Source organism: Acinetobacter sp. L-24, assembly GCF_056857555.1.
In genome coordinates, this window is the sequence record NZ_JBSXNI010000023.1 from 1 (window position 1) to 12,598 (window position 12,598).

Sequence of the window (12,598 nt, forward strand, 5' to 3'; positions counted from 1 at the left end):
CCACACTATAACCTTTCTCGGTAACTTGCTTTACTGCTTCAATTTTGAATTCTTCAGGATATCGTTTACTGCTCATAAGCACCTCGTTAATTAGCCATTTTATCTAACTAAAAGGTGTCTACAAAATTAGTGGCTATTCAGACTAATGATGCTGGTCTAGTTTGTCGGAGATGTGGCATTTCTAGACCAACGTTACACAAGTGGTGGAAACGATATTCTGAGCAAGGTATTGATGGATTAAGTAGCCAGAGTAGACGTCCCTTAAAATCGCCAAATACTAAAATCAATGCTGAGCTAGAAATCTTGGTGCTCGACGTTTGCAAACAGAATTGATGAGGCTGCACGGAGTCTCGTTGTCCTTAGCGACTATCCATAAAGTACTATTCCCCCATCAAGTCAAACCGATTAAAAAATTCCGTCGTAAAGCAATTTCATTCGTTATGAACGTCCATTACCAGGCGATAGAATTCAAATGGATACCTGTAAACTGGGTCCAGGACTATATCAGTACACATCTATCGATGACTGCACACGATATCGCGTTTTAAGGATATATACACGCCGAACAGCAGCGAATACTCTCGACTTTTTAGGCTGCGTAATTGAAGAAATGCCTTTTCCCATACAGCGAATACAGACCGATCGTGGGCGGGAATTCTTTGCTGAAAAAGTACAGAAAAAATGATGCAGCATGGAATCAAATTTAGGCCAAATAAACCAGGTTCACCTCATCTGAATGGCAAGGTAGAGCGCTCACAAAAGACTGATAAATCTGAGTTCTACGCTACTGTAGATATCGATTCTGAGGATATCCAAGACAAGTTAGCCGAATGGCAGCATTACTATAACTGGATGAGACCACATTCAGCTTTGAAAGGTAAAACACCGATGGAGAGGTACTTTGAATTATGTGAAGAAACTCCTTTCTCAGATGAAGTCCAGAAGCAATACACCCCCCTCAAATAAACGGATTCAACATCCCAATTACAAAATGGATTTAGAGATCGCTAAATTGAAACGATCTCTATGAATCACACATCCTTATGCGATTGAATAAGCCTGTAATCATCTGTTTGTGAAATAAAGATTAAAGATCTATATTATAAAAATCATGTACAATCGCACGAGCACCAAATCTTTCTTTTTGATTAATCAACCCCGTATTTAAAAATTTCCCTTCATTTTCATTAGAAGTACCAAAGTCAAATATTTTGGCAAATTTCTTACTGTTATTTATTAAAAAATCAATCAGATAGTCTAATACTTTTTCTTCTCTCCCCTTATCATTACTAGCCAAATACTGAGCATGAACCACTCTCTCTGTTTCAAAAGTAACTGCTGCTGCAACAATCTGCCCATCCAGACAGCACTTATAAGCTCTTATATTATTGGGAAATCTGCTTTTCAATAAATCTATCTCAATTTCATTATGTACAGGCTGTTGGTTATGATGCTGATTTAATACTTCACGAAGAACACCCCAGACTATACTAGGCTGATCTACCTCTTCGCAAATTACCCCATTTTTTTTGAGTTTCTTAATGGATCTTTTTTTGCTCTCTGAATATGAATACTCTTCCTCTAAATCAATAGAAACACTTATATCTCTACGATAAAGGTTTGCATGATTTCTAAATAAAGCATATAAATCTTCTTGCGCTGGATAATTATGATAAATGACCGGGATACATTTATATACGATTTTTTCAATATTGTTTTCTTTTAAAAAAATCTTTAATTGAGCAAAGAGTTCAAGCATATCAGCTGTATGCACTCCCCTATCAATCAAAAACCCACCAAAGGTTAGACCTTGATGACTATAAAAAATCTTATCTTTAATATTTCCAGGCAATAAAGCTATGATTTTATGTTTATCATTTTTAAATATTAATGAGAAATCCTTAAAACGATCAGAATGATACTCCATAAAATCCCGATTAAACATAAAATGATAATTTTTACATTTTAATAAAAAATCATTCCACATTATTTTATCTAAATCTTCATATTTTTTTATTTTAAAGCTTGCCTCTTCACTCACTACAATCTCCTGGATATTATAAATATTCTCTATTTATTATTTTCAACCTAGATATAACCAAAGTTTATATTTAAAAATGATTCCTAAAAGCTAATCCATTTTCAATATTTGCAATAATCTATGGTTTATATGATCAGCATTAAAATTTTTTTTAGCATATAGAAATCCTTGATATCCCATTTTATTTACTCGTTCAGGATGTTCTATAAAATAAATCATTTTGTTTACTAATGCTGCTACATCCCATTTTGGAATCAAGAAACCTGTGACTCCATCTTCTATAGTTTCATTACAGCCTGGTACATCTGTTGTAATAACTGGACGTCCAATAGCCATAGCTTCTTGCATACTACGAGGAACACCTTCACGATAATATGAGGGCAATACAAATACAGTACTATTACTTATTCGATTAGCTACATCTTTAACAAACCCATCATATTCTATTATACCTTTCTCTATTAGCTGGTTTAATTCTACTTGTTTCAGTCCTGTAGGGTTTTCTGTATCTAAACAACCTATAATCTTAAATATTATATTAGGATATTTTTTTTTAATTATTTTAGCAGCCTGTAAATACTCAAATATTCCCTTTTCAGCAATTAATCTAGCTACAAAAATAAAAGATATATTTTTTTGATCATCCCATTTTTTATAGCTAAAATCTTTTAAATTCAGCCCAATAGGTCCTAAAACTTCAATCGCATTTTTTTTATGAGGAATATTATAGTAATGTACTAAATCTTTAGGGTCATCATGATTTAAGAATATAATTTTATCTAAGTATGGAAATGCCAGCCGATATAGAGAAATTTGCACAAAACGTATAAATTGGGCTTTCAGACTTTGCCCATGTTTATGAATGGTAAAAGGCGAACCCAATCCTTCAATCATGCCATAAATATAAGGAACTTTCGTTCTGTAAGCAGCTAAAGTTGCATAAATAACTGGTTTAGTTGAGTATGAAAATACTATATCAGGTTGAATTTTTTTTATTTTATTTATAAGTTGAAAAATAGAATATAGATCAGATAATGGATTTACCCCCCCTCGACTAAGTTGATAGGTAATAGGGGTCGCTCCAAGATTTTTAATTGTATCTAGCCACTGATCATCATACTCTGATACAAAAGCATAAACCTGATGACCCTGCTCTAAACATGCAAAAATAAAATCTTTACGAAAATTATAAAGGTTATAAGCAGTAGAACCTATAATAGCAATTTTTTTATTTATCATTATTTAAACACTCTATAATTTCTAATTGTGAAGCATAAAAAATTTTATCGCTTTCAGAAACAGTAGTAATTCTACGTTTATGTAAAATCTGCATTAAATTAAGAAAATTTAATATTTTTACAATAATTTTTTTTATCTCAAATTTTAGAAGAATCTTATTTTTTTCGCGATCAGCGATTATATTATTATAATATTTTTTGATTACTTCAATCTGGGTATTATAACCACGGATCATTTTCTCTTTTTTTACATTTTCTACTTCTCGATAAAAATACAATGGTTCTTGCATTACCATATAATTAAAATCATTTTTTATAGCTGCTGAGAGCCATAATTCATAATCTTCAGCTAGGCAGTTATTTTCCTGATAAGGATTTCTTTGACACCATGCCTTACGTGCAAGAAGTGAAGGATGTAATAAATTTGTCAACCCTTGCAAAATTTCTTTTGGCTGCATCTGGTGGGTAGAAAAAATTCTTTTCCCCAGAATTTCATTTTTATTTCCAATGGAATACAAGCTGGTAACAACTAAATCAATCTCTGGATTTTTAGTTAGGACTTTAATCTGTTTTTCAAGCCGGTCTACAGCCATTAAATCATCAGCATCCATACGCGCAATAATGTCATATTTTGCTTCACTAATAATCTGATTTAAGCGATAGGGTAATCTTCTATTATAACCGTCAGAAATGATACGGATTCGAGAATCAACAAATGATCGGGCTATTTCTAAAGACCGGTCTGTCGAACCATCATCTACCAGTATGAGTTCCCAGTCTTGAAAAGTTTGGACAAGGACAGATTTAATCGCATCTTCCAAGAATTTTTCAGCATTAAAAAATGGAATTCCGATAGAAATATACATATTTATTCATCCTTATTATTTGAGAATAATAAAAAAGCCGCCAATAAAAACCAAAAAATAATTGTTCTTGCGCTATAAGTGGTAAACCCATATAACATTGGCCCTAATAATATCATCTTGTTGGAAAGCGATAGTTTCTTAAATATTTGATATAAAAATATTAAAAATAAGGATATTCCTATAATCCCATAATAAAATAAGATACCTAACCAAGTTGAATGAATTTCATTTCCTGTAGGGTTATATAACCAGTGGGCGCCTTGCCCAGCACCAAAAATTAAATATTGAGGATAATCTAAAAAACTGAAAAGACCACGCCCTTCTACCTGACTGTCTCGTTGATCTAACCCTTCTATAAAGCGTAGTGCAATACTATCAAAGACCCCCAAGTTATATAAAAAGTAGCTTAAGCTTCCAAAAAACACTAATGTTCCAATGAATACAAATATTCTTTTATTTAGGTCTCCTTTTTGACTAAATATAAGTCCCAGAGTTAACATTAAAAAACCAACTGAAGCAGATCTTGACATGGTCAATAAAATTAAGAATAAGGCTAAAAAATAGATAGTTATTTTTTTAAAGCCATTTCCTGAAATATACAGATAAATTGCACAGCTACTCAGCACCCAAAATGCCATCTGATTAGGATCATTAAAAAGACCATTATATCGAGGTTCAAAATCATAACGACCTAAGTTGCTTGCCCAAATAATAATTTCAACAATATAGGAAAAAGGAATTAGGAATAATAATTTTTCATAGAAAAAGTTAATCTGAACTTGATTTAAATTCATCATTAATAGAAAAAATAATAAATTAAATATCCAGTAAACAGTCGACATCATATAACTTGAATCGAGAACAATTAAATACCAAGCAAAATTTACACAAATTGCATAAGCAACAAATAATAAAATTATATTTGAATATTCAATATTTATTTTAGAGCTCTTGCTAAATAGCAATAAAATAGCACCCATAATAAAAATATGGCTGAATTGTGGAACTCCACTTGACCAAAAATAAAACTGAGATAAAAAAAATGAAAACAGTATAAGATATATAATTGATTTATCTCTTATATTAGTATCACTTAAAAAAATAATGTTATTTTTTGAATTAGTTTCATTTAAAATAATCATTATCCATTCCTTTCTTATTGTCTTTTACTTGATAGAAAAGTAAAAGAACCGATTAATATTTTATATTATTAATTCAATTATTTTCTTATTTAATATATTTTAAAAATTATTCTTTAACAAAATTAATAACATTTATCAAACTTATTTATATTAAAAATCTTTTTTAATAAGCAACCAGTAAAAAAACCTAAAAAAATCATATGTTAAAATTTCAGATGGATATTCTCTCAAAATGCTTAGCATTTTTTCTAATGATTTCTTTTTGGAAAACAACCCCAACTCAAATGCATTTATCCATAAAGCTCTTTTTTTTGCTTTATTAAATAGAATATGATTTTGGTACTCATTTAAAATCATCATTCTCGAATCATGCATAAGAGACGTCTGTTTATGCATATTATTATCATGCAGCCTGTATTTAGCAAAAACAACAGGAAGATAACATAACTCCCCTTCCCGTGCTAAAAGCAACCACATATACCAGTCTTCAATTTTTACCTTAGCATCATAACCACCAATTTTTTTCACAGCTTTAGATCGGATCAGTTGGGTCGTAGCTGGTAAATCATGTTCTAATAATAAAATTTTTTCAAAATTATAACTTTGTCTTTTTTTAACCCTATTTTTTACAAGATTAGAATCATTATCAATAATTGCTACTCCTCCAAATACTGCGATACAATTTTTATTCTGGTTTAAAAATTCTGATTGTATCTTTATTTTATCTTTTAAGATTATATCATCTGAAGCTAGAGAAGAAAAATATTCTCCTTGTGTCCATTCTAATGCTTCATTCAAGGTTGCACTCAAGCCCTTATTGGGTCGATGTCTAAACTCAAACCGGATGAACCGTTTTTCACAGATCGGAATCAGTCCTTGTATTTTTTCTACTGAAGAATCTGTAGATCCATCATCAATGACAATTAACTCAATATTCTGGTAAGACTGGTCAATGACACTCCGGATACTGTCACACACGAATCTCTCATGATTATAACTTGGTATAATGATGGAAACTAAAGATTGCTCAATTATCATATTATATATCTCTTTATTTTAATTGTTTAAATATAAATAAACTGATTACTATCCAATACATCCCATAATTTATTAGGTGGGCAATTGAAACACCTTTAAATCCAAAAAACTGGGTACATACATAGGTCAAAGCAATAAGGGATAAGGTAAATATAATTTCTGTAGAAATGTACAGTTTGGTCATTGCTTTGCTTAGCATTAAATAGGCGAGTATCCAGCTTCCTATTTTTAATGCATCCCCCATCATTTGCCAAAAGAACAAGTCCTGCATGGGTGCGAAAGATGGAGTGAATAGTAAATTAATTATCCAATCACGTAGTACGAAAACAATAATTCCTCCTACTACAGTCAGTGGAAAAAGAAATTTATAGCCCAAATAAACTTCTTTCTTAATTTCATCAATCTTATTTAGCTCTGATAATCGGGGTAAGTAATACACTCCCAATGTTGTCGTGACCAGCATAAGGTATACCGTGCTTAGTCGGATCATCGCTTCCCAGTAACCTGCATATGCCAGACTAAACTCCTGAGTTAAATATGCTCTAATTAACATTTGAGACAGGGGTACACAAATCGCACTCACTAATGCCATGAGAATAAATGAGCTAAACTTTTTGGTAATTTCTAGGTCTATTTTTCCTAGGAGAGATGAAAACTTAAACCAGTTCGCTCTATAACATAGAAATAACGTCACTATAAATGCAATAGACTGATAAATGGATAATGCAACTAAAGCTCCATATAAATGTAACTTAATTGCCAGCACACTTGTGATAATAAGAGCAAATAAACTACCTGCAATATTTGCAAGCACTAATTTTAATATTTCTTTTTTTCCATTTAATATCGCTAAAAACAGTGTATTAAAATTAAAAAATATCAAAAAAACTGCAAACCATATAAAAACTGTCTGGTATTTAAGTGAATGGAAAATATAAAGTGAGAGTTGTCCTTGAAAAATTAATATGAGAAACGCGAAAATCAGACTAAACAGAAAAATAATACTACCTGCTGTTTTCCAAATTGCACGTTGTTTACTTTCATCCTCATGATATTCGGCTGTATATTTTACGACTGCGGTATTAATTGCACTCCCTGCAAAAGTAGTCACCATTTGAATAAAATTCTGGAACTGTCCTATCGCTGCATATCCAGTGGGTCCTAGATATACAGCTAAAATTTTATTCAGTACAAACATGGTGATGGTCTTAATCAAAACTGCCACGCCATTGAGTACACTGGTCCTAAGTAAATTCATCTATGCTTGAAAACCATTACATAACTGAACAACCTGCTTTGCCTCATCAATAGATAAAGTCGGTCCAATCGGCAAGCTCAAGACCTCAGCATGAATTTGTTCTGAAATTGGTAAACTGAAATTATTCCACTCCTGATAGGCTTGCTGCTTATGCGGTGGAATCGGATAATGAATCAATGTCTGTACCCCGTGCTCTGCTAAATGTTTTTGTAATTGTTCCCGATGTTGAGTTCGGATCACAAATAAGTGCCAAACATGCTGTGTATCAGTTTCGGCATTTATATTTGTGAATGGAAGCTCAATCGCTGAGTTCTGAATTTCTTTTAAATAAAGATCTGCAATATGACGACGATACTGGTTCTCCTGATCTAAAAATTTCAGTTTCACATTCAAGATTGCCGCCTGAATTTCATCAAGGCGACTATTTACCCCAGGTACCAGATTTTTATATTTTTCGTGTGAGCCATAATTACGTATAGCCTTAAGCATATGCGCTAACTCGGCATCATTGGTGGTAATCGCCCCGGCATCCCCTAACGCACCCAAATTTTTACCCGGATAAAAACTGAAGCCTGAGGCATCTCCCCAACTGCCTGCTTTTTTACCATCTATTTCAGCACCATGGGCTTGTGCTGAATCCTCCAAGACCAGTAAATTATATTTCTTGGCAATGACCATAATTTCTGGCATTGCAGCAAGCTGCCCATATAAGTGAACAGGCAAAATCGCCTTTGTTTTTGTGGTGATAGCTGCTTCAATTTTTTTAGCATCAATATTAAAAGTATGAATATCCGGTTCGACCAACACCGGTTTTAGATTATTCTGTGAAATTGCCAAAATACTCGCAATATAGGTATTTGAAGGTACAATGACCTCATCCCCTTCATTCAGTCTCCCCAATTCCTTCCATGCACGCAGAGTCAGAATAAGCGCATCTAACCCATTGGCAACTCCTATGGCATACTGTGTTCCACAATAATCCGCAAATTTTCTTTCAAAATCCTCTACTTCTTTGCCACTGATATACCAGCCGGAATCAATGACCTGTGTACAAGCTGCTAAAAGTTTGTCGCGGTATTGAGCATTTATCGCTTTTAGGTCAAGAAAAGGAATCATTCTTATCAATCTCATATAAAAATTTATTATTACTTTTTAATTCTACGTTCATCAAAATTAATATATTTATATTAATTAAAGTAAAAATCCAATATTATTTATTAAGTTCATAACTCTTTTTTTTAAAACCTGGCTCTAATAAAAATTTCTTCATTTTCCTATTTAGAGGCTTTTCAATATACTTATACATTATAAAACTAGCTATTAAAGTCACAATAAAAATAATGAATGAGAACAACATTAAGTCTATATTAAATGATAGTATTTTTTTTATATAATTTAAAATTTGTATTTCCAAAACATGCAGTAAATAAAAAGAAAAACTGATTTCCCCCGCCAATACCATATATTTATTTGATAAGAAATTAGTAATAATACTTTTTTTCTGAGCAACATGAGACAATGCAAAAATAAGAATAATTGCTGCCATAGGTAGCCAATAATATATTGAGTATCTATAGCTTATATCTATCTTGTTATGAAACACAAAGAATAAAATAAAAATTAAAATTACTCCTAATTCAAATATAAAAGTAGGTATATTTATTTTAGAATAAGTAACTTTTATTTTTTCATAAAGATCAAATAGAATAATACCCAGTAAAAAATCAGAGAAACGTACAAATGGTGAAATATACAACCAATAGTGATCCTGATTTTTATTAAGCTGCATATTAAGAATTAAAATACCTACTAGATATAAAATAAAAATATAAGTTCTTATTTTTTCAGAAATTAAAAATGCAAATGGAAAAAGTAGATAAAAGAACAATTCGTCAGAAATACTCCAAGAAGGAGAATTTAATGAAAAATGAATATTTTCTTCTAAAAAAAAGCTTTGTATCAGAAAAATGTGTTGAATTAAGTACTCCCACCCTTTTCCAGATTGAATAAAGGTTAACAGGAGTACAAGTGCCGTAGTCGCAATATGTACTGGATACACTCTTGCTAAACGAGAAATATAAAACTCTTTTTTTGAAATATTTCCTATAATAAATTTTTCTTTATAATTATAGGATAAAATAAATCCGCTTAATATAAAGAAAAAACTGACGCCTAAAAATCCTTCATTAAAAATACTGTTAAAAATATTTTCATAATTTGTATCATTTTTTAGAAAGGCCAAATGACTAAGAAAAACAAATAGCGCAAAAAACATACGCAATGATGTAAGTGGTTTAATCATCTCATACATCTCCTTAAATATTTATTATTATTTATAATTCTATTTTCTGAAGCTTCTTTATTAACAAAAGCCATCATACTCATGAATTATTTTTCGTAATTTTAATTATCTAACTATCTATTCAATAACAACCTTATCTGCTTCTTCTAAAAACTGGTCATAGTTACGGATATAGTCATTTTCATCATAGTGATCGCTTGCCAATACCAACAATATGCAATCTTCTGAAAAATCATGCATCTCATGCCAAACCATTGGCGGGATAAATAATCCTTTATTAGACTGACCTATTAAGACCTCTTGTTTTTCTTTGCCATTATTCATCAGCATTTTGCAACTGCCTTGAATGCAAAAAGCAATTTGTTGAAGCTCTTTATGTGCATGAAATCCACGAGGAACATCAGGCTGAGCACCGAAAATATAATAGAGCCTCTGTATACTAAAAGGAACATTCCGATTGGCTTCAGCGACCACCAAGCTGCCACGATGATCTCCCAGATTAGGTAATTCTATCCACTCGATGAGATTCATAGTTATTACCCCACTAAAGAAATCAGATATTGGCCATAGCCATTTTTATTCATTGTTTGACCAATCGCTAAAACTTCCTCTCTGCTCAACCAGCCATTATTTAAGGCAATTTCTTCCAAGCAGGCAACTTTATAACCTTGACGTTTTTCAATAGTTTCTACAAATTGAGCTGCTTCAAGCAGGCTGCCCTGTGTACCTGTATCTAACCAGGCAAAACCACGCCCTAATAATTCAACATTTAAATCACCGCGCTCCAGATATGCCTGGTTAATTGAAGTAATCTCTAACTCTCCTCGCTCAGATGGTTCTACTTGTTTGGCAATTTGAATCACATCATTGTCATAGAAATATAGGCCCGTCACAGCGAAATTAGATTTAGGATGTTTCGGTTTTTCTTCAATTGACATAACACGTTGCTGTTCATCAAATTCTACAACACCAAAGCGTTCAGGATCTTTCACCTGATAGCCAAATACAGTTGCTCCTTTTTGCCGTGCTGCAGCCTGGCGTAGCATAGGGGTAAAACCTTGCCCGTAAAAAATATTATCGCCCAGCACCAAACATACATTGCTTTGGCCAATAAATTTTTCGCCCAGGATAAAGGCTTGTGCTAAACCATCAGGATGAGGCTGAATCGCATAACTCAGCTCCATGCCAAACTGTGAACCATCTCCTAATAAACGCTTAAATCCCTCAATATCCTCCGGAGTACTAATGATAAGAACTTCACTAATACCGGCTAACATCAGGACAGATAATGGGTAATAAACCATTGGTTTGTCATAAATCGGAAGTAGCTGTTTCGAGATCCCTTTAGTTATTGGATGCAAACGTGTGCCCGAACCGCCTGCTAAAATAATCCCCTTTATTGTTTTTGACATTATACTGCCTCCCCTAAACGTTCACGCTGATACGAACCATCCTGAACACGATGACACCATTGCAGATTATCCAGATACCACTGCACAGTTTTACGGATACCGGTCTCGAATGATTCCTGTGGCTTCCACCCCAGTTCCCTCTCAATTTTTGAGGCATCAATGGCATAGCGTAAATCATGTCCAGGCCGATCCTGAACAAAGGTGATTAAGCTTTCGTAACTTTGCCCGTTCAGTTGTGGTTTTAATTCACCTAAAATCTGACAAATAGTTTTCACCACTTCTATATTTTGTTTTTCATTCCATCCACCAATATTATAGGTCTCACCCACTACACCCTGAGTCGCAACCTGATATAAAGCACGCGCATGATCTTCGACAAACAGCCAGTCACGAATCTGCTGACCATCTCCATAGACCGGTAATGGTCTGCCTTCCAAAGCATTTAAGATCATCAAAGGAATCAGTTTTTCAGGAAAATGATAAGGTCCATAATTATTCGAACAGTTCGTGACAACAATCGGCAAACCATAGGTTCTATGCCAGGCCCGAACTAAATGATCTGAACTGGCTTTACTTGCCGAATAGGGCGAACTTGGTAAATAAGGGGTAGTTTCAGTGAATAGATCAGTTGTGTCTTCTAAGTCACCATATACTTCATCTGTTGAAATATGATGGAATTTGAATCTAGATTTTTTAATTTCAGACAAATTTTGCCAATACTTTCGTGTAACCTCTAATAAGGTATAGGTACCGACGATATTTGTACTGATAAATTCAGCCGGTCCATCGATCGAACGGTCCACATGAGACTCTGCCGCCAAATGCATGACCACATCTGGCTCAAAGTCTGAAAATAATCGCGCTAAAGATACATGATCACAAATATCAGTTTGAGCGAATTGATAACGAGGGTGATCCAATACAGAAACTAATGATTCCAAGTTACCTGCATAAGTTAACTTATCAACATTTAAAATATGATGTTCAGTCTCTTTAATGATATGCCGGATGACAGCAGATCCAATAAAACCAGCCCCACCGGTCACCAATATTTTCATCATCATTTTTAGTGTCCTTTAATATTTTTATTTTACTTTTCACAAATTATTTTTAATGTATTGCTGCCTTCTGGGCATATCTGTTTTTATTGATTTGTTCATAACATATATTAATTTTATTATACAAACCACTTATAAAAAAGTAGATGCTTAAATGTGGTTACATTTTATAATTTTAATTAATTTTTTAGAACTCATCTAAGTCTATATAGCCATTAATCTTTTATATATCTCTCAACTAAT

At 32.8% G+C, this 12,598-nt stretch carries 12 protein-coding genes and 1 pseudogene; 1 reads left to right on the forward strand and 12 read right to left on the reverse strand.

Annotated features, from left to right (window positions below; all coding sequences use genetic code 11):
- On the reverse strand, positions 1-76 hold a 76-nt coding region (locus AC13CK_RS01420; RefSeq protein ID WP_336148168.1), incomplete at its 3' end, for a transposase.
- A 38-nt stretch (positions 77-114) separates the two neighbouring features.
- Here AC13CK_RS01420 and AC13CK_RS01425 point away from each other — a divergent pair.
- Positions 115-1,030: pseudogene (locus tag AC13CK_RS01425) on the forward strand (IS481 family transposase).
- Between the two features lie 57 nt (positions 1,031-1,087).
- On the opposite strand, the gene AC13CK_RS01430 reads toward AC13CK_RS01425, so the two are convergent.
- The 11 genes from AC13CK_RS01430 to rfbB all read right to left on the reverse strand — a co-directional run bounded on the left by AC13CK_RS01430 (position 1,088) and on the right by rfbB (position 12,355).
- Entirely contained in the window at positions 1,088-2,041 is a 954-nt protein-coding gene (locus AC13CK_RS01430) for a GNAT family N-acetyltransferase (RefSeq protein ID WP_425880032.1), read from the reverse strand.
- A gap of 90 nt (positions 2,042-2,131) precedes the next feature.
- Entirely contained in the window at positions 2,132-3,280 is a 1,149-nt protein-coding gene (locus tag AC13CK_RS01435; protein WP_425880033.1) for a glycosyltransferase family 4 protein, read from the reverse strand.
- Entirely contained in the window at positions 3,270-4,145 is an 876-nt protein-coding gene (locus AC13CK_RS01440; RefSeq protein ID WP_425880034.1) for a glycosyltransferase family 2 protein, read from the reverse strand. The genes AC13CK_RS01435 and AC13CK_RS01440 overlap by 11 nt, the downstream gene beginning before the upstream one ends.
- Positions 4,146-4,147: 2 nt before the next feature.
- A complete protein-coding gene (locus AC13CK_RS01445) occupies positions 4,148-5,287 on the reverse strand; it encodes an O-antigen ligase family protein (protein ID WP_005245440.1) in 1,140 nt (379 codons plus the stop codon).
- Positions 5,288-5,437: 150 nt separating this feature from the next.
- Entirely contained in the window at positions 5,438-6,325 is an 888-nt protein-coding gene (locus tag AC13CK_RS01450; RefSeq protein ID WP_425880035.1) for a glycosyltransferase family 2 protein, read from the reverse strand.
- Positions 6,326-6,338: 13 nt separating this feature from the next.
- Positions 6,339-7,583, reverse strand: a complete 1,245-nt coding sequence (locus AC13CK_RS01455) for an O-antigen translocase (protein WP_005108300.1) — start codon at positions 7,581-7,583, stop codon at positions 6,339-6,341.
- The gene (locus AC13CK_RS01460; protein WP_005108299.1) at positions 7,584-8,699 is read right to left on the reverse strand and encodes a DegT/DnrJ/EryC1/StrS family aminotransferase; all 1,116 of its coding nucleotides are present in this window, start codon (positions 8,697-8,699) and stop codon (positions 7,584-7,586) included. It lies immediately after the preceding gene.
- A gap of 94 nt (positions 8,700-8,793) precedes the next feature.
- The gene (locus AC13CK_RS01465; RefSeq protein ID WP_425880036.1) at positions 8,794-9,885 is read right to left on the reverse strand and encodes an acyltransferase family protein; all 1,092 of its coding nucleotides are present in this window, start codon (positions 9,883-9,885) and stop codon (positions 8,794-8,796) included.
- A 117-nt stretch (positions 9,886-10,002) separates the two neighbouring features.
- Complete coding sequence (locus tag AC13CK_RS01470) at positions 10,003-10,416, reverse strand: sugar 3,4-ketoisomerase (protein WP_425880037.1); 414 nt, start codon at positions 10,414-10,416, stop codon at positions 10,003-10,005.
- A gap of 5 nt (positions 10,417-10,421) precedes the next feature.
- Positions 10,422-11,297 carry a glucose-1-phosphate thymidylyltransferase RfbA gene (gene rfbA, locus AC13CK_RS01475; protein WP_310077463.1) on the reverse strand — a complete coding sequence of 292 codons (876 nt, stop codon included), beginning with the start codon at positions 11,295-11,297 and terminating at the stop codon, positions 10,422-10,424.
- Complete coding sequence (gene rfbB, locus AC13CK_RS01480; RefSeq protein ID WP_310077491.1) at positions 11,297-12,355, reverse strand: dTDP-glucose 4,6-dehydratase; 1,059 nt, start codon at positions 12,353-12,355, stop codon at positions 11,297-11,299. The genes rfbA and rfbB overlap by 1 nt, the downstream gene beginning before the upstream one ends.
- Between the last annotated feature and the right edge of the window lie 243 nt (positions 12,356-12,598).

Excerpts from the sequence above, each read along its gene's own strand:
- AC13CK_RS01470 (WP_425880037.1), bottom strand. The coding sequence starts at position 10,416 with ATGAATCTCATCGAGTGGATAGAATTACCTAATCTGGGAGATCATCGT.
- AC13CK_RS01445 (WP_005245440.1), bottom strand. The coding sequence starts at position 5,287 with ATGATTATTTTAAATGAAACTAATTCAAAAAATAACATTATTTTTTTA.
- AC13CK_RS01440 (WP_425880034.1), bottom strand. The coding sequence starts at position 4,145 with ATGTATATTTCTATCGGAATTCCATTTTTTAATGCTGAAAAATTCTTG.
- rfbB (WP_310077491.1), bottom strand. The coding sequence starts at position 12,355 with ATGAAAATATTGGTGACCGGTGGGGCTGGTTTTATTGGATCTGCTGTC.
- AC13CK_RS01455 (WP_005108300.1), bottom strand. The coding sequence starts at position 7,583 with ATGAATTTACTTAGGACCAGTGTACTCAATGGCGTGGCAGTTTTGATT.
- AC13CK_RS01435 (WP_425880033.1), bottom strand. The coding sequence starts at position 3,280 with ATGATAAATAAAAAAATTGCTATTATAGGTTCTACTGCTTATAACCTT.
- AC13CK_RS01465 (WP_425880036.1), bottom strand. The coding sequence starts at position 9,885 with ATGATTAAACCACTTACATCATTGCGTATGTTTTTTGCGCTATTTGTT.
- AC13CK_RS01450 (WP_425880035.1), bottom strand. The coding sequence starts at position 6,325 with ATGATAATTGAGCAATCTTTAGTTTCCATCATTATACCAAGTTATAAT.
- rfbA (WP_310077463.1), bottom strand. The coding sequence starts at position 11,297 with ATGTCAAAAACAATAAAGGGGATTATTTTAGCAGGCGGTTCGGGCACA.
- AC13CK_RS01460 (WP_005108299.1), bottom strand. The coding sequence starts at position 8,699 with ATGATTCCTTTTCTTGACCTAAAAGCGATAAATGCTCAATACCGCGAC.